Raw genomic sequence first — 26,129 nt, forward strand, 5'->3', positions numbered from 1 at the left:
CGACGCCGGTTTCGGCGCCACGCCGGCCCGGGCACCTCCCGGTTCCGTCGGCACCACCGTGGCGCCGACCGAGCGAAGGAGCAGACATGGCCCATCCTGACGAGTTCGGCCAGGGCGCCGGCACGCTGAGCCGCGCGTCCGGCCTCGTGAGCGACGCCCGCGACGACTTCACCTCCTACAGCGCCCGCCTGGACGGTCAGATCGCGAGCGTGCAGGGCCGCTGGGGCGGCCGCGGTGCGCAGGCGTTCTTCGTCCTCCACCAGGCCTGGACGGAGAAGCAGCGCACGATCGTCGACGCGCTGGACGAGTTCGCCTCGTCGCTGACCTCGACCGAGCACGACAACACCGCCACCGACGACCAGGTCGGCGCGAGCTACGGACAGCTCAGCGCCCGGCTCGGCTGACCAGGAAAGGACCGACCATGACCACCAACCTCGACGGCCTCCGCGTCCAGCACAGCGCGCTGGACCAGGCGGCCTCCGACATGTACCAGACGGTGAAGCACATCGACGACCGGATGAACCGGCTCGAGTCCGAGCTCGCGCCGCTCCGCAACGACTGGGCCGGTAGCGCCCAGGAGGCCTACGTGCACGCGAAGGCCACCTGGGACCGGGCCATCCAGGAGATGCGCGACCTCCTCGACGAGAGCCACCGCACCGTCTACCAGTCCAACGCCGACTACGCCGACGCCGACCGGCGCGGTGCAGCACGGTTCGAGATCTGACCCGTGCCCGACCGGCTGCTCCGGGTGACGGTGGTCGCCGGCCGGCGGCGCAGCGACCTCGCCGTGCCGGGAGGCGTCGCGCTCGCCGAGCTGGTGCCGGACCTCGCCCGGGCAGTCGGTCTGCTCGACCCGGCGGCCGCCTACACCGGCCACCGGGTGCACGCGCACGGTCAGCGGCTCCGGCCTGACCGTGCCCTCGGCGAGCAGGGCGTGGGGGATGGCGCCCTCCTCGTCGTCACGGTCGGCGCGGACGACGAGCCGCCGCCGGCGTACGACGACCTCGCGGAGGCGACGGCCGACGTCGTCGACCTCCAGCCGCGGTGGAGCGCGCAGGACACCCGGCGCGCCCTGCGCTGGAGTGGGGTCGCGATGATCGCGGTGGCGCTCGCCATCGGCCTGGTCGGCGCCGCGGGGCGCGTCGCGGCCCTGCTCGCCGAGCACCTGGTCGACCCGGCAGCCCTCGCCGCGCTCGGCATGGTGCTGGCGGTGCTCGCCGGCAACGCCCTGCCCTCTCTCGCCGTCGCCGCCGGGGTCGGACGCGTCGACCGCGACCGGGTCGACCCCGCGCTGGCGCAGCGGCTCGTGCTGCGCTCCCAGCGCCTGCTGCTGATCGGGACCGCGGTCGTGGGTCCGAGCGTCCTCGCCGCCGTGACGGCAGTGGCACGGAGCGCCGCCGGCGCCGCGCTCGGCGCCGACTGCGGACTCCTCCTGGTCCTGCGTGCCCGGCGCCAACGCGCGAGGGCACCGGTCGTCGTGGATGCCGCAGCCGGCGTCGCCACGATGCTCGCCGCGGCGTCGACCTACGCCGTGGGCCACGGCGACGCACGCCCGGCCCTCGCGCTCACCGCCGGTCTGATGGGGCTGGGCGCGACCCTCCTGTCCCGGGTCCCGGCGCCCTCGGCGCCGCTCCGGGCGCGGTGCGGCGACCTCGTGGAGACGGCCGCTCTGGTCGCCCTCGTGCCGCTGCTCGCGCTCGCGACCGACCTCGCCTCACGGATCGGCGCGGCCTGAGGTGGCGACGAGCAGGGAGCTGCTGGAGGCAGCCGCCTTCCACCGGCGCCGGGTCGTCGCCGCGTTCCTCACCGGCAGCGCGTACGACGCCCCGCCCGCCGTCCTGCGACGCGTGGTCGCGGGCGCGCTCGTCACGCTGGTCGCGGTCGCCGTCACGGCGATCGCCGGCCGGCTGTGACGGCTCCGGCCGCCGCGGCCGGTCACCTCCGCAGGCTCAGTTGTCGTCGACGCAGGAGATCGGCGGGTAGGGCTGGTCGTGGGTCCAGGTCAGGCTGCTGTGGGCCTTCACGGTCTTCCAGCGGGCGACGTACTGCTTGTAGAGGGGCGCACTCCGCACGTTGAGCGTGACCTCGTCACCGCGGGTCAGCGATCCGGTGGCCCAGTTGGCCGTGCCGGTCCACACGCCGGCGTACTTGTGGTTGGCGCCGTAGGTGCCGCGGATCGCGATGTTCTTCATGTGAGTGCGGGTGTTGACGCAGCCGTCGACGTCGCTGCTGTCCCACCGGCTGTCCCAGATCTCGAAGTTGGCGGACCGGGCCGCCTTCATCCGCCGGAGCAGGCTGCTGTCGACGGCGCCGAAGATGACGTGCACCTTGCAGCCGTTGCGCGCGAGGCTGTGGATCTTGTCCCAGATGTACTCGCCGCGGTGGCCGTTCCACCAGAACTGCTGGATGTAGATCTGGGTGGGGCCGAAGGCGCTGGTGCACCGGACCTTGCGCAGGTCGACCATCAGCGGGTCGCGCTGCTGCCCGACGCCGACCATCGGGAAGAACCGCGTCGTGTAGGGCCCGTCCTTGAGCTCGACGAGCTTGGACCCGGCGTGCTTCTGCGCCGTCATCAGCTTGTGCATCTTCTCGACGAACTGGAACGTCTTCGGCCGGTTCTTCATGACGATGAGGTCGTTCCAGCCGGAGTTGATGCCGCCGGCGTTGAGGTTCGTGGACGCGAACATCACGACGTTGTTGTCGTTGCCGAGGCTGGAGAACGCGTAGATCTTGGCGTGCATGTTGGCCTCGTCGCCCCCGCGGCAGCTGCCCGAGCACTGCAGCACGTAGCTGCCGTCGCGGCCCCAGGTGACGTTGTTGCCGGAAGGCTCGTGGATGCTCGCGCGCATCTCCCGGCCGGTCATCAGCGGGATGCCGCGGTGGTGGCCGGGCTTGGTGCGCAGGCCGCCCTGCTCGGCGGGGAGGGCGCGGTTGCACCGGCCGGCCCGGGGGTCGTTGTCGGCGACCCCGTCGTGGTTCGCGTCGCGGACGTTGTCGGCGTTGAGCGCGGTGACGATGCGGCGCAACGGGTGGGACACCACGGCGCGGTCGATGATCACCCGCACCGACACGCCGCGGCGGCACGCGCCGATGATCGCGTCGGCGCTCTTCTGCCGGTCGAACAGGTAGGCGGCGATGACCAGCTGCGGGTGGGGGTCGCGCTTGGTCGGCCGGATGTGGCGGATGGCGTCCTCCACCTTGGCGACGATGTGCACGCGCTCACCGGCGGTGCCCCACGGGACCGGGGTGTTGAAGGTGGCACCACCGGGCGCCTCGTAGGCGCCGGCGCCGAGGGCCGGTAGGAAGGCCAGTGGCAACAGCATCGCCAGGAGCACGACGACTCGACGCATGAACAAACTCCCCACTCGGTACGTGGGAGCAGACGCCACCCCACGGGCACAGTGATCGTAACTGCCGATCCTGATCATGGTGTCACGGACATCGAGATTCGGCGGGACGTTCGTTTTTACCTTGACGCCGAGCGGGGGCACCGAGGGGCACGGGCGGTTCCCGGAGGACGTAACGGTCTGGTAACGATCACCCCCTCGCCCCTGTCGAGAAGGCGGGTCCGAGAGGTCAACTGCGCCTGGCAGTCTCGGGTCCTCGCCGAAATCCGGTGCCGAGGCGGCTCAGGGCGCAGACCGCGTCCCCAATCCCCTGGAGGCATAGTGCGAGGCAAGACATGGGCGGCTCTCTCGGCCGCCTCTTTGTTCGGTGCGTTGCTCGCGCAGCCGCTGACGGCGACGGAGGTCGGCGCCCAGCCGTCCCACCACGCCGTCGACCGGCAGCGCGGCGCTGACACGACACCGTCGGACAACCTGGTCCCGAAGTGGCGCAGCAAGTACGACGTGCTCCGCGAGGCTGCGCTGGAGCAGCAGATCCGCGGCACCGACCAGGTCATCGGCAAGAGCAAGAGCGTCGTCAAGCTCGGCAAGGGCCGGTTCACGAAGGTCGCCCAGACCGGCACGGACCGCATCTTCGTCGTGCTCGCCGAGTTCGGGAACAAGCGCCACTCCGCGTTCTGCGACAGCACCGACGCCGACGCGTGCGCCTTCCCGTCGGACGGCACGCCGACCCGCTACGACGGACCGCGCCACAACCAGATCCCGGAGCCGGACCGCAAGGTCGACAACAGCACCAACTGGCGCCCGAACTACAACCGGTCCTACTACGAGGACCTGTACTTCAACCGGATGGCGAAGTTCTACGAGGACCAGTCCTCGGGTGCCTACTCCGTCGACGGCGACGTGACCGAGTGGGTCAAGGTCCCCTTCAACGAGGCCCGTTACGGCCGTGACTACTGCGGCAGCATCGTCTGCCAGAGCTCGGAGTTCCTGATCCGCGACGCGCTCTCCCTCTGGGTGCAGCAGCAGCTCGACAGCGGTCAGACGATGGCGCAGATCCAGGCCTACCTGAAGACGTTCGACCAGCAGGACCGCTACGACTACGACGAGGACGGCAACTTCAACGAGCCGGACGGCTACATCGACCACTTCCAGATCGTCCACGCTGGTGGCGACGAGGCGGACGGTGACCCGATCCAGGCCTCGGACGCGATCTGGAGCCACCGGGGCAACGTCTCGATCCACAAGCTCGGCACCGGCCCGACCAACGGTCCGAAGAAGGGCGGCGTGGAGATCGGTGAGGGTGGCGTCTCCGACCCCAACGGCGCGAACATCACGCTCCCGAACAACCCGACCGGCCTGTGGGTGACCGACTACACCATGCAGCCGGAGAACGGCGGCCTCAGCGTCTTCGCCCACGAGTTCGGCCACGACCTCGGCCTGCCCGACCTCTACGACACGTCGGGCAACACCGGCGGCGCGAGCAACAGCATCGGCTTCTGGTCCCTGATGAGCCAGTCGCGAGGCACCGCCAAGGGTGACCCCGGGATCGGCGACCGCCCGATGCCCTTCGGCGCGTGGGAGAAGTTCCAGCTCGGCTGGCTCGACTACAAGACGATCCACGCCGGCCGCTCCGGCACCGTCGAGCTGCGGCCCGGCCAGGCGCTCAGCGACCGCAAGTACAACGGCGCGATCGTCGTGCTGCCGGACAAGAAGGTCCAGCTGAACCTCGGCGACCCGTGCGACACCTGCGGCGACCGCTTCTTCTGGAGCAACCGCGGCAACGACCTCGACACCCGGATGAGCCGGGAGGTCGCGGACGGCGGCGAGCTCACCGCGAAGGTGAAGTACTCCGCGGAGGACGGCTGGGACTACGCGTTCCTCGAGGCGTCCAGCGACGGCGGTGCCACGTGGGCGCCGGTGGAGACCAACCAGTCCTACGACGGTCCTGACGACAGCGGGTTCAACCCGTCCGGGTTCGGTATCTCCGGGACGTCCGACGGCTGGGTGGACCTGACCGCGACCGTGCCGACCGGCACCGACGCGATCCGGTTCCGCTACCTGACCGACGGCGCCTTCGCCCTCGACGGGTTCCAGGTCGACAACATCACCCTGGACGGCGAGACGATCGGCGACGCCGAGACGGCCGACGAGGGCTGGACGTTCAAGGGCTTCCGTCGTACGACGGGCAGCGACGACGTGTCGTACCTCAACGCCTACTTCGTGGACAACCGGCAGTACGTCGGCCGCGACCGGCTGCTGCGGCACCTCTACAGCTTCATCGGCTACTCGGGGAAGCGCTCGAACAAGGTGGAGTTCTACGCCAACGAGCCGGGTGCGCTGGTGAGCTACTGGGACACGTCGTACTCCGACAACAACGTGGGCGACCACCCGGGCCAGGGCGAGCTGCTGCTCGTCGACGCCCACCCGGAGTTCGACCACTACCCGAGCACGCAGCCGCTGCTCGTCAGCCCGGCCAAGCTGGGCTACGACTCGCCGTTCTCGCTGAAGCCGAGCCACGACCTGAACGTGCGCTACCTGACCCAGCCCTACACGATCGAGGGTCAGGGCCGGTCGTCGGTGTTCAACGACCTGAAGGACTGGTGGTTCATGAACGACGAGCACACCGTCGAGGGTGTGCACCCGGGGCACAACCAGCCCGGGTGGTCGAGCGTGAACGTGCCCGACTTCGGGGTGAAGATCAAGGTCGTCAAGGTCGCCGACAACGGCGACATGACGATCCAGGTGGGTTCGTCGAGCTGACGGGTCCGCTCATCGCGGCATGACGCGGCCGTGCCCCCCCACCACCGGGGGGCGGGGCACGCCCCATTTCGCGCCGCGGGTCAGCAGCAGGCTGCCTCGGTCGGCCGGAGGTCCGCAGTGCTCTCCTGGCCGCAGCACCGGCCGGCCTCGTCCTCGGGCCGGCCCCTGAACGTCTCGGAGTGCTCGAGGACGGTGTAGACCTCCCAGCGCTCCTGGTCGGGGGTGTTCTCGACCCAGAACTTGTCCTGCTTCGCGTAGCAGCAGGTGGTGTCGCGCTCCTCGGTCGACGCGAAGCCCGCGGCCGTGAGGCGCGCGAGCTCAGCATCGACGCGGTCGACGTCGTCCACCTCGACGCCGAGGTGGTTCAGGGAGCCGCCGTGACCGGGGTTCTCGATGAGCACCAGCTTGAGCGGCGGCTCCGTGACGGCGAAGTTCGCGTAGCCCGGCTTGGTCTTGGCCGGGGTGGTGTCGAAGAGCGTCGAGTAGAACGCGACGGCGGCGTCGAGGTCGTCGACGTTGAGGGCGAGCTGGATCCGGGACATGAGGTACTCCTAGAGATAGATGTTCATCGATATGTGGGTCCCAGGATGCACCGGACATCGAGATGTGTCAATATTGATACATGTCGAAGTCTCTGCCGCTCCTCACGCCTGTCGAGACGGTCGCCTGCTGCTCCCCGGTGACCCGCGAGCCGCTCTCCGCCGACGCTGCCGTGCGGATCTCGCCGCTGCTCAAGGCGCTCGCCGACCCGGTGCGGCTGCGCCTGCTCTCCCTGGTCGCCTCGCACGCGGACGGCGAAGCCTGTGTCTGCGACCTGCAGGAGGCGTTCGACCTGTCGCAGCCGACGATCAGCCACCACCTCAAGGTGCTGCACGAGGTGGGCCTGCTCGAGCGGTCGAAGCGCGGGGTCTGGGTCTACTACCGGGTGCAGCCGGCCGCGCTCGGTGACCTCGCCGCCCTCCTCGGCGGCGTCGGCGCGTGACACTCGTCCGTCGTGGTGCCGCCGAGCTCCTCGGTACCGCCTTCCTGGTCGCCGCCGTCGTCGGCTCCGGCATCGCCGCGACGCGCCTGTCGCCCGGCGAACCGGGGCTGCAGCTCCTGGAGAACAGCCTGGTCACGGGTGCCGTCCTCGTCGCCCTGATCCTCGCGCTCCAGCCCGTGTCCGCCGCCTTCAACCCGGTCGTCACGCTGGCGGAGGCCGCCTTCGGGCTGCTCGGGGCGAAGGATGCCGCGGTCCTGGTGGCGGCCCAGGTCGCCGGAGGGTCGCTGGGAGCGGTCCTGGCGAACCTGATGTTCGACCTCGATGCCGTGAGCATCTCGGGTCACGAACGCACCGGTGGCCACCTCTGGCTGGCCGAGGTCGTCGCGACCTTCGGGCTCGTCGTCGTCATCTTCGGCAGCGTCCGGGCCGGGCGCACCGAGACCGTCGCGTTCGCCGTCGGCGGCTACATCACGGCGGCGTACTGGTTCACCAGCTCCACGAGCTTCGCCAACCCGGCGGTGACCGTCGCGCGGACGCTCTCCGACACCTTCGCGGGGATCAGCCCCGCCTCTGTGCCCGGCTTCGTCGTCGCCCAGGTGGTCGGCGGGGCGTTGGCGTACGTCGCCGTCCGAGTGCTCCACCCCCACCCGGCCCTTCCGACGGAGTCGTCATGAAGCCGTCGGTCCTCTTCGTCTGCATCCACAACGCCGGACGCTCCCAGATGGCGGCGGGCTTCCTCCGACACCTGGCGGGCGGGCGCATCGAGGTCCTCTCCGCCGGGTCGGCGCCTGCGCGCGAGATCAACCCGGTCGCCGTGGCCGCGATGGCCGAGGAGGGGATCGACATCGTGGGAGAGCAACCGAAGCTGCTCACGGAGAGCGCCGTCCAGGGCGCCGACGTGGTGGTCACCATGGGATGCGGCGACGAGTGCCCGTACTTCCCCGGGAAGCGCTACGAGGACTGGGTCCTCGACGACCCCGCAGGAAAGGGCATCGACGCCGTACGACCGATCCGCGACGAGATCCGCCTGCGGGTCGAGGCCCTGATCGCCTCCCTCGTCTGATTCCAGGGCGCCACCCAGAGGGACATCGGCGTAGTCGGACGGGAGCGGTGAAAGCCCTGAGACGGGTGTGACTCACGAGGCGGGTCGCCTCGGGCTCCGGCGCACCTGATCCTGTCCGGCTACGAGACCGGCGCACGTCGAGGGCGACGCGCAGAGGGCCCCCGGCCGCTGGCCGGGGACCCTCTGACGCCCGATGTGGCGGAGGTAGGGGGATTCGAACCCCCGAGGGCGTTAACCCAACCCGCTTTCCAAGCGAGCGCCATAGGCCACTAGGCGATACCTCCGCGGAGGAGGCTACCGGGCGGGTGACCGGCCGATGAAATCGCCTTGGCCGCGATCCCGTACAGTGACGCCAACCCCCCGTGCGGCGGCATCTCGCCCAACTCCCCCAGGGCCGGAAGGCAGCAAGGGTAAGTGAGCTCTGTCGGGTGCGCGGGGGGCCTCTGCCTTTTTGGGGTACGACGGCGGCGGCATCCGCGACAATCCGGGCGTGACGTTGACCCAGCTGGCCGTCGTCGGCGCGGTCGCACTGCTCGGACCGCTGCTGGCCGCGCCCCGCCGCTGGCACCTGCCGGTCGTGCTCGGGGAGCTCGTCGCGGGCGTGCTGCTGGGCCGGACCCTGCTCGGCTACCTCGACGCCTCCGACCCGACGTTCACCTTCTTGGCCGACCTCGGGTTCGCGCTCGTGATGTTCGTGGCGGGCACCCACGTCCCGGTGCGGGACCCGCAGATCCGCCGGGCGTTCGGCGCGGGCGTCGCCCGAGCGCTCGTCGTCGGGATCGCTGCGGTCGTCGTCGGCGTCGCGTTGGCCCGGGTCACCGGGACCGGTCACGGAGCCCTGTACGCGGTGCTGCTGGCGTCGTCGAGCGCGGCGCTGGTCCTGCCCGTCGTGGACTCGCTCGGCCTCGGCGGAGCCCAGGTGATCGCGCTGCTGCCCCAGGTGGCGATCGCCGACACTGTCTGCATCGTCGCCCTCCCGCTCGCCGTCGATCCGGACCACGCGCTGCGTGCTGCGGGCGGGGCCGCCCTCGTGGTGCTCGCCGCGGCGGTGGTCTTCGTGCTCTTCCGGGCCGGCGAGAGGCGGGGATGGCGGCAGCGGGTGCACGACGTGTCGGAGGAGCGGCTCTTCGCGGTCGAGCTGCGGGTCCAGCTCGCCGTGCTCTTCGCCCTCGCGGCGCTGGCCGCCCGCAGCCACGTGTCGATCATGCTGGCCGGCTTCACGTTCGGGCTCGCGGTCGCGGGGGTCGGCGAGCCGCGCCGGCTCGCCAAGCAGCTCTTCGCGGTGACTGACGGCTTCCTGGCCCCCGTCTTCTTCGTGTGGCTCGGTGCCGACCTCGACCTCCGGGAGCTCGGCGAGCACCCGCGGATGACCGCACTCGGCCTGGCCCTCGGGGCCGGTGCGGTGCTCACGCACCTGGTCGCGACAGCGCTGCGCCAACCCGCCTCGCTGGGCCTGTTGGCCGCGGCTCAGCTCGGTGTGCCCGTCGCGGCCGCGACCATCGGCAGCCGGCTCGGAGTCCTCGAGCCCGGGGAGGCGGCGGCGCTGGTGCTGGGCGCGGTCGTCACGATCGTCGCGGCGGTCGTGGGCGGAGGAGTCGCCGCGCGCTCAGGTGTCGCACCCGGCGACTAGGGTGAGGTCCGTGGAATCCCCGCTCGCGCTCTACCGCCGCTACCGGCCCGAGACCTTCGCCGAGGTCATTGGGCAGGAGCACGTGACCGAGCCCCTGCGCGCGGCGCTCGCCGGCAACCGGGTCAACCACGCCTACCTCTTCTCCGGCCCGCGCGGCTGTGGCAAGACGACCAGCGCGCGCATCCTCGCGCGCTCGCTCAACTGCGAGCAGGCACCCGTCGCCGACCCGTGTGGCGAGTGCGAGAGCTGCCGCGACCTCGCCCGGGGCGGTCCGGGGTCGATCGACGTGATCGAGATCGACGCGGCGTCCCACGGCGGCGTCGACGACGCCCGCGACCTGCGCGAGAAGGCGTTCTTCGCGCCCGTGAAGAGCCGCTACAAGGTCTACATCATCGACGAGGCCCACATGGTGACGACGCAGGGCTTCAACGCCCTGCTCAAGCTCGTCGAGGAGCCGCCGCCGCACCTGCGCTTCATCTTCGCCACCACCGAGCCCGACAAGGTCATCCCGACCATCCGGTCGCGCACCCACCACTACCCCTTCCGGCTGATCCCGCCGCGCCTCCTCTCGAGCTACCTCTCCGAGCTGTGCGAGCAGGAGGGCGTCGCCATCGAGCCCACGGCGCTGCCACTGGTCGTCCGGGCGGGCGCAGGCTCGGCCCGCGACACCCTCTCGGTGCTCGACCAGCTGCTCGGTGGCGCCGGCAGCGACGGGGTGACCTACCAGCTGGCGAGCGGGCTGCTGGGCTACACCCCGGACACCCTGCTCGACGACGTGGTCGATGCGTTCGCCGCGGGCGACGGAGCGGCCGTCTTCGGCGTGGTCGACAAGGTGATCGAGACCGGGCAGGACCCGCGGCGCTTCACCGAAGACCTGTTGAGGCGACTGCGTGACCTGGTCATCGTGTCCGCGGTGCCCGACGCGCCCGCGACCGGGCTGATCGACGTCTCGCACGACCAGGGCGAGCGGCTCGTCGCCCAGTCCGCGCGGTTCGGCCGCGCCGAGCTCACCCGCGCTGCCGACCTCGTCGCCGCCGGACTCACCGAGATGCGCGGCGCGACCGCGCCGCGCCTGCTGCTCGAGCTGATCTGCGCGCGGGTGCTGCTGCCGGCCGCCGACCACGGCACCGACGGCGTCCTCGCGCGGCTCGACCGCCTCGAGCGGCGGATGGCGATCGCGGGCCCGGCGAGCAGCGAGTCGGCGCCGGCTCCCGTCAGTGCGGCCGCACCGCCTCCCACGCCCGCGCCCGTGGCGCCTGCGGAGCGCGACCCCGCGCAGGAGCCGTCCGCGCCCGAGCCGGTGCTGAGCTCCGAGCCGCCGGCCGTCGTACCACCGGAGCCGGAGGAGCCCGCTGCGGCGGCCCCCGCCCCGACGCCCGCCGCTGCACCGACGCCCGCGGCTGCGCCGGCGCCGACGGGGAGCCTGAGCCTGGTCGACGTCCGCCGCCTGTGGCCCGACGTGATCGCCGCGACCCAGCGGAAGCGCCGCGTGACCTGGATCCACCTCACGCAGAACTCCCAGGTGGTGGGCTTCGACGGCACGACCCTGACGCTCGGCTTCAACAACGCCGGAGCGCGCGGGAGCTTCGAGAGCGGGAGCGCCGAGGTGCTGCAGGAGGCGATCCGCGAGGTGGTCGGCGCCGAGTGGCGCGTCGAAGCCATCCTGGACCCCGGCGCATCGGCCGGCACGTCGCCGCCCCCCGACCCCGCGGCGAGCCCGCCGCCCGCTCCGGAGCACGACAGCGTCCCGCCCGAGCCGGAGCCCGAGCCCGAGCCGCCGACGCCTCGCCGGCCGCGGATGGCCGACATCCAGGCCGACGCCGAGGCCGAGCCTCCCCACGACCCCGACGAGGCGGTCGACCTCGACGACGCGGACGTCGATGCCGAGTCCGGCGCCGAGCTCCTCGCCCGAGAGCTCGGGGCCCAGGTGATCGAGGAGATCCCGCACCGATGAGCACCCGAGAGACAGGACCAGCCCGATGACCCAGAACCCCTTCGACGCGCTCGGTGGCGGCGGCTTCGACATCGGGGCGCTCCTGCAGCAGGCCCAGCAGATGCAGGACGACCTCCAGTCGGCACAGGCGGGACTCGCCGAGGCCCGGGTCGACGGCACCGTGGCCGGTGGGGCTGTCACGGTCACCGTGAGCGGCACCGGCGAGCTGACCGGCGTCACCATCAGCCCGACCGCGATCGAGGAGGACGGCGCGCTCGAGGACAGCCTCGAAGAGGTCGGCGACCTCGTGGTGGCGGCCTACCGCGACGCGAAGGCGAAGGCCGACGCCCTCGCCGAGCAGACCCTCGGCCCGCTCACCAGTGGGCTGCCCGGCATGGGCGGACCCGGCGGCGCGCCGGGCCAGCTCGGCTTCTGAGCCGGCGACACCTCGATGTACGAAGGCGTCGTCCAGGACCTGATCGACGAGCTCGGCCGGTTGCCGGGCGTGGGCCCGAAGAGCGCACAGCGGATCGCGTTCCACCTCCTCCAGGCCGACCCGGTCGACGTCAAGCGGCTGGCCGACGTGCTGATCGAGGTCAAGGCCAAGGTGAAGTTCTGCTCGATCTGCTTCAACGTCTCCGAGGACGAGCGCTGCCGCATCTGCCGGGATCCCCGCCGCGACGAGAGCGTGATCTGCGTGGTCGAGGAGTACAAGGACGTCGTCGCCATCGAGCGCACCCGCGAGTTCCGCGGCCGCTACCACGTGCTGGGCGGCGCCATCTCGCCGATCGACGGCATCGGTCCCGAGCAGCTCCACATCAAGGAGCTGCTCACCCGCCTCGGCGACGGAGCGGTCACCGAGGTGATCCTCGCCACCGACCCGAACCTCGAAGGGGAGGCCACCGCCACCTACCTCACCCGCATGCTGGGACCCTTGGGCTTGCGTGTGACGCGGTTGGCGAGTGGACTTCCGGTAGGCGGAGACCTCGAGTACGCCGACGAGGTCACCCTCGGACGAGCATTTGCAGGAAGGCAGGCGGCAACGTGACCGATCAACTCCCGGCGCAGGCGGCACTCGAGGCGATGCTCGCCGTCGAGACGGAGACCGTCCGGTTCGCCGACGACATCGCTGCGTCGGTCGGGGCCTTCCTCGACTCCGTGCGCGTGATCGCGTCCCAGGCGACACCGGGGCAGGCCGTGTCGCTGTTGCTCCTGCAGATCAGCGAGATCTCCCTCGCAGGCGCGCGGCTCGGGGCGCAGCGCGACTTCGCGCCGCGCGTCGAGTACCAGCCCGACGTGGGGCCCGAGGCGGACCTCGACGACCTGCGCATGCGGCTGGCCGCCCTCCTCGGCAACGTCGACACCATGAGCTACGTCTTCGACCCCTACCAGCCGGAGATCGTCGAGAGCCAGCTCTCCGACGACATCGCGGCGATCGCCAGCGACCTCGAGAACGGGATGCGCCACCACCGCGCCGGCGACGTCGACGAAGCGCTGTGGTGGTGGCAGTTCTCCTACGTCTCCAACTGGGGTGCCCTGGCCGGAGCCGCGATGAAGGCACTGCTGTCGGTCGTCGCCCACGACCGTCTCGACGTGGACAACGAGTCCGAGCTCGACCTGATCGAGGCGGCGGAGGCCACCTTGGACGGCGGGCTGGCCGGCGCCTGACCCTCGGTAGGATCGGGGGGCACCGTCCCCGTCGATCCAGGAGTGAGCCCCCGTGGGCATTGTCGTGCAGAAGTACGGCGGTTCGTCACTGTCCGACGCCGACGCGATCAAGCGCGTGGCCCGTCGCATCACCGAGGCCAAGAAGGCCGGCAACGAGGTCGTCGTGGCGGTCTCGGCCATGGGCGACAGCACCGACGAGCTGCTCGACCTCGCCGCCCAGGTGAGCCCGCTGCCGCCGGCGCGCGAGCTCGACATGCTGCTCACCGCGGGCGAGCGGATCTCGATGGCGCTCGTCGCGATGGCGATCTCCGACCTCGGCTTCACGGCCCGGTCCTTCACCGGGTCGCAGGCCGGCGTCATCACCGACGACGTGCACGGCAAGGCCAAGATCCTCGACGTCACCCCCGGCCGCATCCAGGGCGCGATCGACGAGGGACACATCGTGATCGTCGCGGGCTTCCAGGGTGTCAGCCAGCAGACCAAGGAGATCACCACGCTCGGCCGCGGTGGCACCGACACCACCGCCGTGGCCCTCGCCGCCGCGCTGGACGCCGACGTCTGCGAGATCTACACCGACGTCGACGGTGTCTTCACCGCCGACCCGCGGATCGTGCCGAGCGCCCGCAAGCTCGACACGGTCACTTACGAGGAGATGCTCGAGCTCGCGGCCTCGGGCGCGAAGGTCCTACACCTGCGCTCGGTCGAGTACGCCCGACGCCACAACATCCCGATCCACGTCCGGTCGTCGTTCAGCACCCTCGAGGGCACGACGGTCACCGGCAGCATCAACGACCCGTCTCCGGAGGGCAGCATGGAAGCACCGATCATCGCCGGCGTCGCCCACGACCGCAGCGAGGCCAAGATCACCGTCGTCGGGGTCCCCGACAAGGTCGGCGAGGCCGCAGCGATCTTCAACGCCCTGGCCGAGGCGCAGATCAACATCGACATGATCGTGCAGAACGTCTCTGCCGCCGCGACCAACCTGACCGACATCTCCTTCACCCTGCCGACGACGGACGGCCAGACGGCGATGGCCACGCTCGACGAGCTCAAGAGCCAGGTGGGCTTCGACTCCCTCCTCTACGACGAGTCGATCGGCAAGGTCTCGCTCATCGGTGCCGGCATGCGGTCCCACCCGGGCATCTCGGCGAAGTTCTTCACGGCGCTGGCCGAGGCCGGCGTCAACATCGGCATGATCTCCACCTCCGAGATCCGCATCTCCGTCGTCGTCGACCAGGACGACGTCGACCGGGCCGTCCAGGCGACGCACACCGCGTTCGACCTCGACGCCGACGAGGTCGAGGCCGTCGTCTACGGCGGCAGCGGTCGCTGACCCCACCCCGGACGAACGGCGCGAATCCGCCGCAACCCGGCACAAACTCGCTCGCGCGATCCGCGAGCGGTCGGAAGGATTGACCACATGAAGATCGGAATCGTCGGCGCGACCGGCCAGGTCGGCGTCGCCATGCGCCAGATCCTCCTCGAGCGCGGGTTCCCCGCCGACGAGGTGCGCTTCTTCGCCTCGGCACGCTCCGCCGGCACGGTGCTGCCCTTCGGTGACCGGGAGGTCGTCGTCGAGGATGCCTCGACGGCCGACCCGAGCGGCCTCGACGTCGCCCTCTTCTCCGCGGGCGCCACCACCTCGCGAGCGGTCGCCCCGACGTTCGTCGATGCCGGCGTGATCGTGGTCGACAACTCCTCGGCGTTCCGCAAGGACCCCGACATCCCGCTGGTGGTCTCCGAGGTCAACCCGGACGCAGCGCAGGCCGTGATCGCCGCCGGGCGCGGCATCATCGCCAACCCCAACTGCACGACGATGGCCGCGATGCCGGTGCTCAAGCCGCTGCACGACGAGGCCGGTCTGGTCCGCCTGATCGCGTCGACCTACCAGGCCGTCTCCGGGTCCGGCGTCGCCGGCGTCGAGGAGCTCGCCACCGGGGTGGCCGCGGCGGGCGACAAGGCGCGGGAGCTGGCGTACGACGGCGAGGCGGTCGCCTTCCCCGAGCCCGGCGTCTACCGCCGGACGATCGCCTACAACGTGCTTCCCTTCGCCGGCAACCTGGTCGACGACGGCCTCAACGAGACCGACGAGGAGCAGAAGCTGCGCAACGAGTCGCGCAAGATCCTCGGCATCCCGGACCTCCGGGTCTCCGGGATCTGCGTCCGGGTGCCGGTCTTCACCGGTCACTCCTTGGCGATCAACGCCGAGTTCGAGAGGGCGCTGCCGGCCGAGCGTGCCCGCGAGCTGCTGAGCGGTGCCGCCGGTGTCGAGCTCGCCGACATCCCGAACCCGCTTGCGGCGGCGGGCAAGGACCCGTCGTACGTCGGACGGATCCGTCAGGACCCGGGCGTCGACGGTGACCGTGGGCTGGCGCTCTTCGTCTCCAACGACAACCTCCGCAAGGGCGCTGCTCTCAACACCGTGCAGATCGCCGAGCTGGTGCTCGCCTCGCGCTGAACGCCGCCGACATGCGAGAGGGGCCGGCCCCTCGGGCCGGCCCCGCTCGTCGTCGTGGGCCCCGGTGGGGCTAGGTACTGGTGCTGTCGGTCTCGACGAACGTCTTGGTGACCCAGACCGATGCCAGATAGGCCCCCACGCTGAGCACGGGGATCACGATGATCATCGACCAGTGGTCGAGGGCGTCGATCAGGAAGAGCAGCGCCACGACGGCCACCAGGCCGACGGCGAGGAAGCTGCTGCTGCCGGGATCGGGGATCTGGAAGACCTTCAGCAACGTGCTGCCGAGCAGGATGCTCAGCACGAACGTCGCGACCAGGAGCAGGAGGCCGGGACCGCCTGTGCACGTCGCCGTGCCGCGGACGGCCTCGCACCCGCGGAGTGAGAGCCAGGTGAGCAGCACGAGCGCGGCGCCGACGACGACTCCGGTGACCGCGGCTGCGGGGTACATGTCCAGCAGCGGCGGCTCGTCCGCCGAGGTGATCGACGCGTCCTCGATCTCGGTGGGCCGCACCGGCTCCGGCTCGATGGGTGGGGCGAGCTTGGCGCGTGGCCTGGATGACTTCTTGGCGGCCGGAGCCGCGGCCGACTTCGCGGCCGGGACCTTCTCCTCGACGGGCGCGGTCTTCTTGGCTGCCTTCTTGGGCGCCGGCTTCGCGACCGGAGCCGGCGCCGCCGCCGACGCCGGCGCCGCGGCCGGCGACTGCATCGCGGCGGGCACGGTCTTGGTGACGGGGGCCGTCTTCCTCGGAGCGACGGTCGGCTCGTCCTCCGCAACGGGGATCACCGCCGTGTCGTCGGAGGTCTCCTCCGCCGGTGGGTCGACCGTGCCTGGTTCCTCGACTGCGGTCTCCTCGACAGCCGGGGCCTCGGCGGCGGGCTCGTCGACAGGTTCCTCGGCCGGCGCCTCGGCGACCGGCTCCTCGACAGGCTCTTCAGCGACCGGGGCCACCTGCGGAGTCGTCTCCTCGACCTCCTCGACCGTTGTCGCCTCGTCGACCTCGTCCTCGGGCGCAGGCTCGGGCGCGGGCGCGGGCGCGCGGCGCGTGGAGCTCGCGGCCGGTTTCTTCTTGCGCCCGAACAGCTTGGGCGGCTCCAAGCTGACCTTCAGCTTGTCCTGCTCGTCCGACATGGAGTGCAGTGTGTCATGAAGGCCTCCCCGCCGGGACCACCCGTTCATTCGGCTCCGATGAATTCGGTCGACGGAAGCGGACCGCCCCGCCGGACGGCGCGAAGTGCCTGCCGCGGTGCAGCCGCCGGGGCTCGTTCGCCCGATCGGCATGCTCGTTGCGGCGCTCCTCGCGGGGAGGGTGGCCGATGGCCGCGATCTTCCGACGGGAGCTGGATGCGGCCCTCGCTGATGCGGATGTTCGAGCACCGCGCAGACGAACTGGCGGTGGGTTCCGGTCACTTGTCGGGGTTTGCAAAGGCCGACAAGTGCAGGAATCCCCGGTCGACCGGGGATTCCCCGCCGCTCCCGCCTCGCCCCCCATCGACATCGGTATCGGGCACCAGCAGGCCGGCGGCAGGGGCGGCACGGGCGCAAAAACGGCGACGGACCCACGATCTCTCGTGGGTCCGTCACTGCAATTCCAGGCGGTCGGGCTGACAGGATTTGAACCTGCGGCCTCCTCGTCCCGAACGAGGCGCGCTACCAAGCTGCGCCACAGCCCGCCATGATCGGGCGTGCCCGCTCACAAGCCTGGGAGCATACCGGAGCCCTTCCCCGCCGACCGAATCGGACCGGGCCCGTGGACCGTGCGCGACGTCAGCCGCGTGGCACCAGGGTGAGCAGGGTCGCCTCGGGGCGGCACGCGACCCGGATCCGGGCGTAGGGGCTGGTGCCGAGCCCCGCGGACACGTGCAGCCAGGCCGAGCCCGGGTCGCCGGGGCGGGACGCGGCGGGGTGGCGGTGCAGTCCGCGGGCGCGGGCCGGCTCGAGGTCGCAGTTGGTCGCCAGGGCCCGGCTCCCGGCCAGCCCGGGCAGCCCGGGCAGCCGCACCTGCCCGCCGTGCGTGTGACCGGCGATGACGGCGTCGTACCCGTCACGGGCGTACTGGTCCAGCACCCGCAGGTACGGCGCGTGCGCGATCCCGAGCCGGACGTCCGCCGCCTCGTCGGCAGGGCCCGCGACGGCGGCGAGGTCGTCGTACTCCAGGTGCGGGTCGTCGACCCCGGCGAAGGAGAACCGGGTCTCGCCGACGGCGAGCGCGGCCCTGCGGTTGGTGAGGTTCAGCCACCCCGCCCCTGCCAGGCCGGCCGAGAGCGCACCCCACGGCAGCTCCGGCACGTGCGTGAAGCGCTTCCCGTTGTCGGGCAGGAGGTAGCCGAACGGGTTGCGGAAGCTGGGCTCGAAGTAGTCGTTGGAGCCGTGGACGAAGACACCGGGTCGGTCGAGCAGCCCGCCGAGGCTGTCGAGGACCACCGGCACCGAGTCGCGGTGCGCGAGGTTGTCGCCGGTGTCGACCACGAGGTCCGGCTCGAGCCGGGCCAGGCCGCGCAGCCACTCCTGCTTGCGCCGCTGTCCGGGCGTCATGTGGATGTCGCTGAGGTGTAGCACCGTGAGCGGGCGCATCCCGGAGGGCAGCACGGGGAGGTCCACCCGGCGCAGCGTGTACTGACGTGCTTCCCACGCGGCGTACGCGGTCGCCGCGCCTCCTGCGGCGACGCCGGCACCGAGGAAGCCGAGAAGTCGTGAGGGGCGCACGTGGCCAGCCTGCCAGAATCATCACCATGAACTCGCTGAAGGACCGCCTGCGCACCGACCTCACTGCCGCGATGAAGGCACGCGACGAGGTGCGCTCCTCGACGATCCGGATGATCCTCACCGCCGTGACCAACGCCGAGGTGGCGGGTTCGGTGGCCAAGGAGCTGAGCGACGACGAGATGCTCACGGTGCTCGCCACCGAGGCGAAGAAGCGGCGGGAGGCGGCGGTCGCCTTCGAGGAGGGCAACCGTCCGGAGAGCGCGGCGAAGGAGCGGGCCGAGGCGGCCGTCATCGCCGACTACCTCCCTGCGCAGCTCAGCCCCGAGGAGATCTCCGACATCGTCGCCGAGGCGGTCGGGCAGCTCGGGGTGGCCGGCGAGGGCCCCAAGGCGATGGGCAGGGTCATGGGCGTCGTGACGCCCCAGGTCAAGGGGCGTGCCGACGGCGCCGCCGTCGCCGCAGAGGTACGACGCCAGCTCGGCTCCGCCTGAGGGCTCCCTCAGCCGTGACCGTGGCCGTGGCCGCCGCCGTTGCCACCGCCGCGGCCGCCGCCCCCGTTGTTGTGGTGCGGGGGACGCTTGGGCGGCTTGGGCGTGCCGTTGGACACGTAGATCGTGATCGAGTCGCCGGAGCCGGCCTGGGCGTAGGCCCCGGGGTAGCTGTAGGCCACCACGCCGCGCGCGTAGCCGGAGTGGACCAGCCCGCCGTTGGAGACCGTGAAGCCGTGTGCCTCGAGCTCCGACGTCGCGTCGTCGACCGAGAGGCCGGCCACGTCGGGCACGGGCACCAACACGCCGGCGATGTCGTCGCCCGAGGGCGGCACGAAGTCCTCGTCGGGGAGGGAGGGCGCGATCGCCTTGAACGCGTCGCCCCAGATCGGACCCGCTGTGCCTGAGCCGGAGGTCGACGGCGCGTAGACGCCGCCGATCGTCTTGCCGTCGAGGGACTCCGGGTCGCCCACGGAGTTGATGCCGGCCACGGCCACCGCTCCCGCCAGGTTGGGCGTGTAGCCGGCGAACCACACCGACTTGTTGGACGTCGACGTGCCCGTCTTGCCGGCCGCCGGCTGACCGGGGTAGAGGTACTGGCCGAAGCCGCCGGGAGCCAGCACGCCCTTCAGCACGTCGTTGACGGCGTCGGCCACCGGGCTCGGGAGCTCCTGGGTGCACTTCGGGTCGTACTTCTTCAGCACGTTGTTCTGGTTGTCCGCGATCTTGAGCACCGGGAGCGAGTCGCAGTGCTTGCCGCGCGCCGCGAAGGTGGCGTAGGCCTCGGCCATCTCCAGCGGGCTGGCATCGGCGATGCCGAGGGTGAACGACGGCACCATCTCGGTCTTCGGCGACGTCAGGTGGACGCCGAGGCGCTTCGCGAGGTTGTAGGGCTCGCACAGGCCGGTGCGCTTCTCGAGCTCGAGGAAGAAGGTGTTCACCGACCCCTGGGTGCCGGTGTAGAGGTTGACGTTGTGGTTCTCGAAGTCGAAGTTGGAGAACTCGTGGACCTCGCTGCTCTGGTAGTAGCCGTCGCAGGTCTTGTAGTCACCGAGGTTGAAGCTCTTGTAGGCGGGCGCCTCGATCGTGGTGTTGAGCGGGATGCCCTGGTTGATCGCCGAGGCCAGCACGAAGGTCTTGAAGGTCGAGCCCGGCTGGAAGCCGTTGGCCTTGCCGTACTCCTTCGGCACCGTGTAGTTGAGGAAGGTCTCGCCCGGCCCGTTGCCGAGCCCGCGCGACTGCGCGAGTGCCATCACCTCGCCGGTGCCGGGCTGCTCCAGCGCCATCGCGCCGATCACGCCCTCCTTGGGGAAGACGTGGTTGCTCACCGAGGTCTGCGCGGCCTGCTGCATCTGCAGGTCGAGCGAGGTGGTGATCGTGAGCCCGCCGTTCTCGATCAGCCGCCAGCGCTCGCGACGGGTGCTGCCGAGAGCCGGGTCCTGCTTGAGCCACTCCAGGACGTACTCGCAGAAGAACTGGGCAGGTGAGTTCACGCACCCACGCGGCTTCCTCTGCACGTCGAGGCCCAGGCCCAGCGACTCTGCCCGGTCGGCGGTCTTCTGGCTGATGACGCTGAGCTCGGCCATCCGCTCCAGCACCACGTTGCGGCGCTCGCGCGAGCGGTCGGGGTTCTCCGTCGGGTCGAAGGCGCCCGGGCTCTGCACGATGCCGGCCAGCATCGCGGACTGCTTCAGGTTGAGGTCGTTGGCGTTGACGTTGAAGTAGTGCTGGGCGGCGGCCTGGATCCCGTAGGCGCCGTCGCCGAAGTAGGCGGTGTTGAGGTAGCGCTCGAGGATCCAGTCCTTCGAGTGCTTCTTCTCCAGGGCGATCGCGTAGCGCAGCTCGCGCAGCTTGCGGGCGTAGGAGTCCTCGGTGGCAGCCGCACGCTCGGCCTTCGTGTTGGCCTGGTTGAGCAGGGTCAGCTTCACCAGCTGCTGGGTGATCGACGAACCCCCCTGGGTCACGCCGCCGGCGGCCTGGTTGGTGAAGAGAGCGCGCAGTGTGCCCTTCACGTCGAGCGCACCGTGCTGGTAGAAGCGGTAGTCCTCGATGGAGACGATGGCCTTGACCATGATCCGCGAGATCTGGCTCAGCGAGACCACGACCCGGTTCTGGTCGTAGATGGTCGCGATCTGGTCGCCGTTCCGGTCGAGGATCTCGGTGCGCTGCGGCAGCAGGTCGGTCTCCAGCTCCTGCGGGAGCTCGTCGATGGAGTCGGACACGTTGCGGGCGGCGAAGCCGAGCACGCCCGCGAACGGGATCGCCAGGCCGGACACGACGACGCCCAGCACCGCGGAGACGAGCAGCATCACGCCGAGGTGCGAGATCACCTTGTGCGCAGGAAGACCATCGGTCCTGGAGCGGGCCATGGCGTCAGGGTACGTGAGCCCTCCCCAGCGCCCGTCTTTCCCGTTCAGGGGTGGTCACGAGCCTGAAACGGACGGTCCAGGAGCCTGCCCTAGTGAAATGTGACTAGACAGGTTGCCCACAACGAGTGATGCGCCGGACCAGACCAGTACTTTACCTTTACGTCAGCGAGGAGGAACTCGCGACGCTGTGGGGGCGTCGCCCTCCTCATGATGATGGGGACAACATCATGTGGGTAGACGATTGGGCGCTTCGGGCGGCATGCCGCGCCGAGCAGCCGGACCAACTCTTCGTCCGGGGCGCCGAGCAGAACAAGGCCAAGCAGGTCTGCGCCGGTTGCCCGGTGCGCACCGAGTGCCTTGCCGAGGCTCTGGACAACCAGATCGAGTGGGGCGTCTGGGGAGGGATGACCGAGCGGGAGCGTCGTGCTCTGCTCCGTCGCCGTCCCGACGCGTCGTGGCGCAAGGTCCTCGAGTCCGCGCGTGACCGGGAGATGGCCCGCACCTCGGCCTAGCCCTCGGTCAACCGGTGGTCCTGCTCGCCTCGGCGAGCAGGTCACCGATCCGCCGTAGGCCCTCGAGGTCGTGCACGTCGCCGGCGAGAGCCGGTACGACGGCGGTCGGCACCTGGGGGTGCGCGGCCGCGAAGCGTTCGCGCAGCCCGCGCTCTCGCTCGACCAGGCGCACCTGGTCGGCGTGCAGCCGCAGCAGCCCGGAGGCGAGCGCGCCCTCCCCGTCGCTGTCGAGGCGTCCGGCGCCGGCCAGCGCCTCCTCGGCGGCGAGTGCGCTCTCGGGTGCCGGGCTGGCGCGGTTGACGATCAGTCCCGCCAGCGGCATGCCGTCCTCGCTGAGCCGCTCGACGAAGTACGCCGCCTCGCGCAGCGCGTCCGGCTCGGGCGCCGCGACGACCAGGAACGCGGTCCCGCGCGCCTGCAGCAGCGAGTAGGTCTGCTGCGCCCGCTGCCGGAAGCCGCCGAAGACGGTGTCGAGCGCCGAGACGAACATCTGCAGGTCCTTGAGGAACTGCGCACCGAGGATCTTGGTCAGGGCGTTGGTGATCAGGCTGAAGCCGGCCGACATCAGCTTGGCCGGACCCCGCGCGGGCGCGAGCATCAGCCGCACGAACCGGCCGTCGAGGAAGCTCGACAGCCGCTCGGGGGCATCGAGGAAGTCCAGCGCCGACCGGGACGGCGGGGTGTCCACGACGATGAGGTCGTAGGTGGCGGCGTCCTTCGAGCCCCGAGGCCGGCCACCGGCCGCGCCGACGACATGCTCCCGGTGCAGCTGACCGAGCTTCTCCATCGCCATGTACTCCTGGGTGCCGGCGAACGAGCTCGACAGGGCGATGTAGAACGGGTTGGCGAGGATCTGCTTGGCCTTCTCCGGGCTGGCCTGTGACTCGACCACCTCGTCGAAGGTGCGCTTCATGTCGAGCATCATCGCGTCGAGGCTCCCGGGGCCCGCGACCCCGGAGACCGGCCGCGGGGTGTTGTCCAGGGCCTCGATCCCCATCGACTGGGCCAGCCGGCGCGCCGGGTCGATCGTCAGCACGACGACCTTCCGGCCCTGCTCGGCGGCGCGGAGCGCGAGGGCGGCAGCCGAGGTCGTCTTCCCGACCCCGCCCGAACCGCAGCACACGATGATGTTGGTCCTCCGGTCGGCCAGCAGGGCGTCGACGTCGAGCGGGTCGGCCCGCCGCGCGCTCGGGGAGGTCGGCCCCACCCGGGTCTGGTGCTCCGTCGTGCGCCGTGCCATCGCTATGCCATCCCTTGTCCGCGCAGCAGGGCGGCGAGCTCGTAGAGCGCGCCGAGGTCGACCCCTCCGGACATCCGGGGGAGCTCGTAGGTCGGGACGCCGAGAGTGCCGACGACCTCGCTCAGCCGGTCCTCCAGGGCGCGCCGCTCGGCGTGCTCACGGGCCTCGTGCACGAGCCCGTCGACGAGAGCGGGCGTCACGTCGATGCCCGCGGCACGGATCCCGGCCTCGATCCGGCCGCGGTCGAGGGTGCCGGCGCGGGCGGCCGCGAGGTCGTCCGCGGACAGGTCACGGGACCGGACCATGTTGACCACGACCCCGCCGACACGGAGCTTCGCGGCGCGCAGCTCGGCGATGCCGTCGATGGTCTCCTGGACCGGCATCTCCTCCAGCAGCGTCACGAGGTGGACCGCTGTCTGCGGCGACTGGAAGAGCTTCATCATCGTGTCGGACTGGGTCTTCACCGGCCCGACCTTGGCAAGACCGCCGACCTCGCCGCCCACGTTGAGGAACTGCGTGATCCGACCCGTCGGAGGCGCGTCGAGCACCACGGCGTCGTACTCGATGGCGCCCTTGTTGCGGCTGTTGCGCTGGACGGCCTCGTAGACCTTGCCGCTCAGCAGCACGTCTCGGACGCCCGGTGCGATCGTCGTCGCGAACTCGATCACGCCGAAGCGGTCGAGCGCCCGACCGGCGCGGCCGAGGCGGTAGTACATCGAGAGGTACTCCAGCAGCGCGGACTCGGCGTCGATGTGGAGCGCGTGCACGACCCCCTTCCCGCCGTCGGCGTCGGGCAGGCCGGTGGTGAGACGGCGCTCCTGGTAGGGGAGCGGGTCCACGTCGAACATCCGCGCGATCCCCTGGCGCCCCTCCACCTCGCAGAGCAGCACGTTGCGCCCGCGGTGGGCGAGCGCCAGTGCCAGCGCGGAGGCGACGGTCGACTTGCCGGTGCCCCCCTTGCCGGTGACCACGTGCAGCTGCACCCGCGCCCAGTCGCTCACCCGCGCAGCCTAGCCAGCGCTACAGGTCAGCCGGCCAGCTTGTCCGCGATGACGATCCAGGTGAAGAAACCCACGCCGAGCAGCAGGCCGATGTGGCCGAGGATCGAGAGGGCCGGTCCCTCGGCCCAGCTGTCGCCGGTCGTGTCCGCGGCGTGCTTGCTGGGGCGCGACATCCAGCGGGCCAGGATCAGCAGGCCCAGGCCGACCTCGATCCACCACAGGCCGAGGCCGGCCAGGCCCCACATGCCGTCGGGGGAGGTCAGGTAGTAGATCCACACGGCCAGCGCGGCCACCCCGACGAGGGTGTGCGCGTTGACGACCGAGAGGGGCACGACCGCGTGCCCCGACTGGGACTGCTCCGAGGACAGCCGCATCCTGGTGAGGAGTACGACGACCGCGGCCAGCCCGGTCAGCAACCAGACGGCGTTGTCGAGGCTCACCGGGGCATCGTGGCACAACTCACGGCCGGTTAGTCTGCGAGGCATGACCAAGTGGGAGTACCAGGTGGCGCCCGTCCTCAACCATGTCGCGGCGCAGATCCTCAACAACTTCGGCCAGGACGGCTGGGAGCTCGTCACCCTCGTCCCCGGCTCGGGCGGCAACGACATCGCCTACTTCAAGCGCCCGGCGGAGGGCTGAGATGAGCACACCCGAGGAGCGGCTCGCCGAGCTCGGACTCAGCGTCCCCGACGTCGTGCCCCCGGTCGCGGCCTACCTGCCCGCGGTCCGGTCGGGCTCCTACGTCTACACCGCCGGCCAGCTGCCGATGCGCGACGGCGCGCTGATGGCGGCCGGCAAGGTCGGCCACGGCATCACCGCGGAGGTCGCGACGGCGTGCGCCCAGCAGTGCGCGCTCAACGCGATCGCCGCGATCCGCTCGCAGGTCGACGACCTCGCGTCGGTGCGGATCGTCAAGGTCGTCGTGTTCGTGGCCTCGGACCCGAACTTCACCGGCCAGCCGGGGGTCGCCAACGGCGCCTCGGAGCTCTTCGGCCAGGTGTTCGGCGACAACGGCGTGCACGCGCGCTCGGCCGTCGGCGTCCCGGTGCTGCCGCTCGACGCACCTGTCGAGGTCGAGGTCGTCGCGGAGATCCTCTCTTGAAGATCCCGCTCCCACCCGTCCACCTGCCCGACGAGTTCGTCGCCCTCAGCCAGGAGTACGACGACGGCACCCGTCAGCCCGCCGAGCCGCGCAACGCCGCGACCGTCGTCCTGATGCGGCCGGGCAGCGACGGCGCTCCGGAGATCTACCTCCTGCGGCGCCACGTGACGATGGACTTCGCGGGCGGCATGTGCGTCTTCCCCGGCGGCGGCGTCGACCCGCGCGACGACGACGCGAGTGTGGCGTGGGCCGGCCCGAGCCCGGCCACCTGGGCCGCGCGGCTGGGCGTCGAGGAGGACGTCGCGCGCGCGCTCGTGTGCGCGGCGGTGCGGGAGACCTTCGAGGAGTCGGGAGTCCTGCTCGCCGGCGAGTCCGCCGACACCGTCGTCGCCGACACGACCGGCGAGGAGTGGGAGGCCGACCGCGAGGCACTCGTCTCGAGGGAGCTCTCCATGACGGAGCTCCTCAACCGGCGCGGGCTGGTGCTGCGCACCGACCTGCTCGGCACCTGGTCGGGATGGCTGACCCCCGTCTTCGAGCCCAAGCGCTACCGCACCTGGTTCTTCGTCGCGCTGCTGCCCGAGGGGCAGCGCACCCGCGACGTCTCCACCGAGTCGTCGGAGGTCGTCTGGCTCCCGGCGCTGACGGCGGCCGACGAGGCCGATGCCGGTCGGCTGGCGATGCTGCCCCCGACGTACCTCACCTGCTTGGAGGTCGGTCGCCACGGCTCGGTCGAGGCGGTGGTGGAAGCGTCCCGCGACCGCACCGTGGAGATGTTCACACCGACCGTCGAGCCCCTCGGCGAGGGGTGGACGCTGTCGATGCCCGACCCGCTGCGGCCGCTGGTCGCCGAGCGCCGCGGCTGAGGG

At 71.2% G+C, this 26,129-nt stretch carries 28 protein-coding genes, 2 tRNA genes and 1 other RNA gene; 21 read left to right on the forward strand and 10 right to left on the reverse strand.

The features are described 5' to 3' along the window. Positions 1–86: 86 nt before the first annotated feature. Genes ACAX67_RS03185 through ACAX67_RS03200 form a run of 4 tightly spaced genes read left to right on the forward strand, consistent with a single transcriptional unit; the run spans position 87 to position 1,913 of the window. Positions 87–404: a WXG100 family type VII secretion target gene (locus ACAX67_RS03185; RefSeq protein WP_370702364.1), complete on the forward strand. Its 318-nt coding sequence runs from the start codon at positions 87–89 to the stop codon at positions 402–404. Positions 405–421: 17 nt separating this feature from the next. After that, on the forward strand, positions 422–724 hold the full coding sequence (locus ACAX67_RS03190) for a WXG100 family type VII secretion target (protein ID WP_370702365.1): 303 nt from the start codon (positions 422–424) through the stop codon (positions 722–724). A gap of 3 nt (positions 725–727) precedes the next feature. Next, entirely contained in the window at positions 728–1,735 is a 1,008-nt protein-coding gene (locus ACAX67_RS03195) for an EsaB/YukD family protein (protein ID WP_370702366.1), read from the forward strand. 1 nt (position 1,736) lies between these two features. Continuing rightward, positions 1,737–1,913, forward strand: coding sequence for a hypothetical protein (locus ACAX67_RS03200; RefSeq protein WP_370702367.1), 177 nt, complete (start codon positions 1,737–1,739; stop codon positions 1,911–1,913). Positions 1,914–1,949: 36 nt separating this feature from the next. Here the strand turns inward: ACAX67_RS03200 and ACAX67_RS03205 are convergent, their stop codons facing one another. Beyond that, the gene (locus ACAX67_RS03205) at positions 1,950–3,350 is read right to left on the reverse strand and encodes a phospholipase D-like domain-containing protein (protein WP_370702368.1); all 1,401 of its coding nucleotides are present in this window, start codon (positions 3,348–3,350) and stop codon (positions 1,950–1,952) included. Between the two features lie 369 nt (positions 3,351–3,719). Here ACAX67_RS03205 and ACAX67_RS03210 point away from each other — a divergent pair, with 369 nt between their 5' ends. After that, on the forward strand, positions 3,720–6,107 hold the full coding sequence (locus ACAX67_RS03210; RefSeq protein WP_370702369.1) for an immune inhibitor A domain-containing protein: 2,388 nt from the start codon (positions 3,720–3,722) through the stop codon (positions 6,105–6,107). 80 nt (positions 6,108–6,187) lie between these two features. Here the strand turns inward: ACAX67_RS03210 and ACAX67_RS03215 are convergent, their stop codons facing one another. Further along, positions 6,188–6,649, reverse strand: coding sequence for an ArsI/CadI family heavy metal resistance metalloenzyme (locus ACAX67_RS03215; protein ID WP_370702370.1), 462 nt, complete (start codon positions 6,647–6,649; stop codon positions 6,188–6,190). An 80-nt stretch (positions 6,650–6,729) separates the two neighbouring features. On the opposite strand from ACAX67_RS03215, the gene ACAX67_RS03220 reads away from it, so the two are divergent. The 3 genes from ACAX67_RS03220 to ACAX67_RS03230 are packed head-to-tail and all read left to right on the forward strand — an operon-like array spanning position 6,730 to position 8,152. After that, a complete protein-coding gene (locus ACAX67_RS03220; RefSeq protein ID WP_370702371.1) occupies positions 6,730–7,089 on the forward strand; it encodes a metalloregulator ArsR/SmtB family transcription factor in 360 nt (119 codons plus the stop codon). Then, positions 7,086–7,763 carry an aquaporin gene (locus ACAX67_RS03225; protein WP_370702372.1) on the forward strand — a complete coding sequence of 226 codons (678 nt, stop codon included), beginning with the start codon at positions 7,086–7,088 and terminating at the stop codon, positions 7,761–7,763. Before ACAX67_RS03220 ends, ACAX67_RS03225 begins: the two co-directional genes overlap by 4 nt. Continuing rightward, positions 7,760–8,152, forward strand: a complete 393-nt coding sequence (locus ACAX67_RS03230; RefSeq protein WP_370702373.1) for an arsenate reductase ArsC — start codon at positions 7,760–7,762, stop codon at positions 8,150–8,152. Before ACAX67_RS03225 ends, ACAX67_RS03230 begins: the two co-directional genes overlap by 4 nt. A gap of 196 nt (positions 8,153–8,348) precedes the next feature. Here the strand turns inward: ACAX67_RS03230 and ACAX67_RS03235 are convergent. Continuing rightward, positions 8,349–8,436 (reverse strand) — tRNA-Ser (locus ACAX67_RS03235). A 70-nt stretch (positions 8,437–8,506) separates the two neighbouring features. Here ACAX67_RS03235 and ffs point away from each other — a divergent pair. The 8 genes from ffs to ACAX67_RS03275 all read left to right on the forward strand — a co-directional run bounded on the left by ffs (position 8,507) and on the right by ACAX67_RS03275 (position 15,841). Continuing rightward, positions 8,507–8,597: signal recognition particle sRNA small type (gene ffs / locus ACAX67_RS03240), an RNA gene on the forward strand. Positions 8,598–8,642: 45 nt separating this feature from the next. Further along, positions 8,643–9,782, forward strand: a complete 1,140-nt coding sequence (locus ACAX67_RS03245; protein ID WP_370702374.1) for a cation:proton antiporter — start codon at positions 8,643–8,645, stop codon at positions 9,780–9,782. A 10-nt stretch (positions 9,783–9,792) separates the two neighbouring features. After that, complete coding sequence (locus ACAX67_RS03250; RefSeq protein ID WP_370702375.1) at positions 9,793–11,736, forward strand: DNA polymerase III subunit gamma and tau; 1,944 nt, start codon at positions 9,793–9,795, stop codon at positions 11,734–11,736. Between the two features lie 25 nt (positions 11,737–11,761). Then, the gene (locus ACAX67_RS03255; protein WP_370702376.1) at positions 11,762–12,151 is read left to right on the forward strand and encodes a YbaB/EbfC family nucleoid-associated protein; all 390 of its coding nucleotides are present in this window, start codon (positions 11,762–11,764) and stop codon (positions 12,149–12,151) included. 15 nt (positions 12,152–12,166) lie between these two features. Then, complete coding sequence (gene recR, locus ACAX67_RS03260; RefSeq protein WP_370702377.1) at positions 12,167–12,763, forward strand: recombination mediator RecR; 597 nt, start codon at positions 12,167–12,169, stop codon at positions 12,761–12,763. Beyond that, positions 12,760–13,383 (forward strand): DUF5063 domain-containing protein, encoded by a 624-nt coding sequence (locus tag ACAX67_RS03265; protein ID WP_370702378.1) that lies wholly within the window; start codon positions 12,760–12,762, stop codon positions 13,381–13,383. Before recR ends, ACAX67_RS03265 begins: the two co-directional genes overlap by 4 nt. 52 nt (positions 13,384–13,435) lie before the next feature. Then, on the forward strand, positions 13,436–14,716 hold the full coding sequence (locus ACAX67_RS03270; RefSeq protein ID WP_370702379.1) for an aspartate kinase: 1,281 nt from the start codon (positions 13,436–13,438) through the stop codon (positions 14,714–14,716). A gap of 87 nt (positions 14,717–14,803) precedes the next feature. Beyond that, on the forward strand, positions 14,804–15,841 hold the full coding sequence (locus ACAX67_RS03275; protein WP_370702380.1) for an aspartate-semialdehyde dehydrogenase: 1,038 nt from the start codon (positions 14,804–14,806) through the stop codon (positions 15,839–15,841). Positions 15,842–15,911: 70 nt separating this feature from the next. Here ACAX67_RS03275 and ACAX67_RS03280 read toward each other — a convergent pair whose 3' ends face one another. The 3 genes from ACAX67_RS03280 to ACAX67_RS03290 all read right to left on the reverse strand — a co-directional run bounded on the left by ACAX67_RS03280 (position 15,912) and on the right by ACAX67_RS03290 (position 18,548). Next, the gene (locus ACAX67_RS03280) at positions 15,912–16,973 is read right to left on the reverse strand and encodes a hypothetical protein (RefSeq protein WP_370702381.1); all 1,062 of its coding nucleotides are present in this window, start codon (positions 16,971–16,973) and stop codon (positions 15,912–15,914) included. 468 nt (positions 16,974–17,441) lie between these two features. Next, positions 17,442–17,515, reverse strand: a tRNA-Pro gene (locus ACAX67_RS03285). A gap of 94 nt (positions 17,516–17,609) precedes the next feature. Beyond that, positions 17,610–18,548 carry a metallophosphoesterase gene (locus ACAX67_RS03290; protein ID WP_370702382.1) on the reverse strand — a complete coding sequence of 313 codons (939 nt, stop codon included), beginning with the start codon at positions 18,546–18,548 and terminating at the stop codon, positions 17,610–17,612. 26 nt (positions 18,549–18,574) lie between these two features. Between ACAX67_RS03290 and ACAX67_RS03295 the strand changes: the two genes are divergently transcribed. Next, complete coding sequence (locus ACAX67_RS03295) at positions 18,575–19,039, forward strand: GatB/YqeY domain-containing protein (protein WP_370702383.1); 465 nt, start codon at positions 18,575–18,577, stop codon at positions 19,037–19,039. A gap of 8 nt (positions 19,040–19,047) precedes the next feature. On the opposite strand, the gene ACAX67_RS03300 is transcribed toward ACAX67_RS03295, so the two are convergent. Beyond that, positions 19,048–21,405, reverse strand: coding sequence for a penicillin-binding protein (locus ACAX67_RS03300; RefSeq protein WP_370702384.1), 2,358 nt, complete (start codon positions 21,403–21,405; stop codon positions 19,048–19,050). 227 nt (positions 21,406–21,632) lie between these two features. Between ACAX67_RS03300 and ACAX67_RS03305 the strand changes: the two genes are divergently transcribed. Further along, a complete protein-coding gene (locus ACAX67_RS03305; RefSeq protein WP_370702385.1) occupies positions 21,633–21,917 on the forward strand; it encodes a WhiB family transcriptional regulator in 285 nt (94 codons plus the stop codon). Positions 21,918–21,924: 7 nt separating this feature from the next. On the opposite strand, the gene bagB is transcribed toward ACAX67_RS03305, so the two are convergent. Genes bagB through ACAX67_RS03320 form a run of 3 tightly spaced genes read right to left on the reverse strand, consistent with a single transcriptional unit; the run spans position 21,925 to position 24,598 of the window. Then, positions 21,925–23,157 carry an ArsA family ATPase gene (gene bagB / locus ACAX67_RS03310; RefSeq protein ID WP_370702386.1) on the reverse strand — a complete coding sequence of 411 codons (1,233 nt, stop codon included), beginning with the start codon at positions 23,155–23,157 and terminating at the stop codon, positions 21,925–21,927. Positions 23,158–23,159: 2 nt separating this feature from the next. Further along, a complete protein-coding gene (gene bagA, locus ACAX67_RS03315) occupies positions 23,160–24,158 on the reverse strand; it encodes an ATPase BagA (protein ID WP_370702387.1) in 999 nt (332 codons plus the stop codon). Positions 24,159–24,184: 26 nt separating this feature from the next. After that, positions 24,185–24,598 (reverse strand): hypothetical protein, encoded by a 414-nt coding sequence (locus tag ACAX67_RS03320; RefSeq protein ID WP_370702388.1) that lies wholly within the window; start codon positions 24,596–24,598, stop codon positions 24,185–24,187. 43 nt (positions 24,599–24,641) lie between these two features. Here ACAX67_RS03320 and sp36 point away from each other — a divergent pair, with 43 nt between their 5' ends. Genes sp36 through ACAX67_RS03335 form a run of 3 tightly spaced genes read left to right on the forward strand, consistent with a single transcriptional unit; the run spans position 24,642 to position 26,126 of the window. Continuing rightward, positions 24,642–24,797 carry a Sp36 family protein gene (gene sp36 / locus ACAX67_RS03325; RefSeq protein WP_370702389.1) on the forward strand — a complete coding sequence of 52 codons (156 nt, stop codon included), beginning with the start codon at positions 24,642–24,644 and terminating at the stop codon, positions 24,795–24,797. 1 nt (position 24,798) lies between these two features. Further along, a complete protein-coding gene (locus tag ACAX67_RS03330) occupies positions 24,799–25,260 on the forward strand; it encodes a RidA family protein (protein WP_370702390.1) in 462 nt (153 codons plus the stop codon). Further along, positions 25,257–26,126 (forward strand): NUDIX hydrolase, encoded by an 870-nt coding sequence (locus ACAX67_RS03335; protein ID WP_370702391.1) that lies wholly within the window; start codon positions 25,257–25,259, stop codon positions 26,124–26,126. The genes ACAX67_RS03330 and ACAX67_RS03335 overlap by 4 nt, the downstream gene beginning before the upstream one ends. Positions 26,127–26,129: the final 3 nt, after the last annotated feature.

It is taken from the genome of Nocardioides candidus, from assembly GCF_041321175.1.
In the GTDB taxonomy this organism is placed as follows: Bacteria; Actinomycetota; Actinomycetes; order Propionibacteriales; family Nocardioidaceae; genus Nocardioides.

Excerpts from the sequence above, each read along its gene's own strand:
- ACAX67_RS03185 (WP_370702364.1), top strand. The coding sequence starts at position 87 with ATGGCCCATCCTGACGAGTTCGGCCAGGGCGCCGGCACGCTGAGCCGC.
- ACAX67_RS03190 (WP_370702365.1), top strand. The coding sequence starts at position 422 with ATGACCACCAACCTCGACGGCCTCCGCGTCCAGCACAGCGCGCTGGAC.
- ACAX67_RS03205 (WP_370702368.1), bottom strand. The coding sequence starts at position 3,350 with ATGCGTCGAGTCGTCGTGCTCCTGGCGATGCTGTTGCCACTGGCCTTC.
- ACAX67_RS03215 (WP_370702370.1), bottom strand. The coding sequence starts at position 6,649 with ATGTCCCGGATCCAGCTCGCCCTCAACGTCGACGACCTCGACGCCGCC.
- ACAX67_RS03305 (WP_370702385.1), top strand. The coding sequence starts at position 21,633 with ATGTGGGTAGACGATTGGGCGCTTCGGGCGGCATGCCGCGCCGAGCAG.
- ACAX67_RS03295 (WP_370702383.1), top strand. The coding sequence starts at position 18,575 with ATGAACTCGCTGAAGGACCGCCTGCGCACCGACCTCACTGCCGCGATG.
- recR (WP_370702377.1), top strand. The coding sequence starts at position 12,167 with ATGTACGAAGGCGTCGTCCAGGACCTGATCGACGAGCTCGGCCGGTTG.
- ACAX67_RS03330 (WP_370702390.1), top strand. The coding sequence starts at position 24,799 with ATGAGCACACCCGAGGAGCGGCTCGCCGAGCTCGGACTCAGCGTCCCC.
- ACAX67_RS03280 (WP_370702381.1), bottom strand. The coding sequence starts at position 16,973 with ATGTCGGACGAGCAGGACAAGCTGAAGGTCAGCTTGGAGCCGCCCAAG.
- ACAX67_RS03275 (WP_370702380.1), top strand. The coding sequence starts at position 14,804 with ATGAAGATCGGAATCGTCGGCGCGACCGGCCAGGTCGGCGTCGCCATG.
- bagB (WP_370702386.1), bottom strand. The coding sequence starts at position 23,157 with ATGGCACGGCGCACGACGGAGCACCAGACCCGGGTGGGGCCGACCTCC.
- ACAX67_RS03300 (WP_370702384.1), bottom strand. The coding sequence starts at position 21,405 with ATGGCCCGCTCCAGGACCGATGGTCTTCCTGCGCACAAGGTGATCTCG.
- ACAX67_RS03220 (WP_370702371.1), top strand. The coding sequence starts at position 6,730 with ATGTCGAAGTCTCTGCCGCTCCTCACGCCTGTCGAGACGGTCGCCTGC.
- ACAX67_RS03230 (WP_370702373.1), top strand. The coding sequence starts at position 7,760 with ATGAAGCCGTCGGTCCTCTTCGTCTGCATCCACAACGCCGGACGCTCC.
- sp36 (WP_370702389.1), top strand. The coding sequence starts at position 24,642 with ATGACCAAGTGGGAGTACCAGGTGGCGCCCGTCCTCAACCATGTCGCG.
- ACAX67_RS03255 (WP_370702376.1), top strand. The coding sequence starts at position 11,762 with ATGACCCAGAACCCCTTCGACGCGCTCGGTGGCGGCGGCTTCGACATC.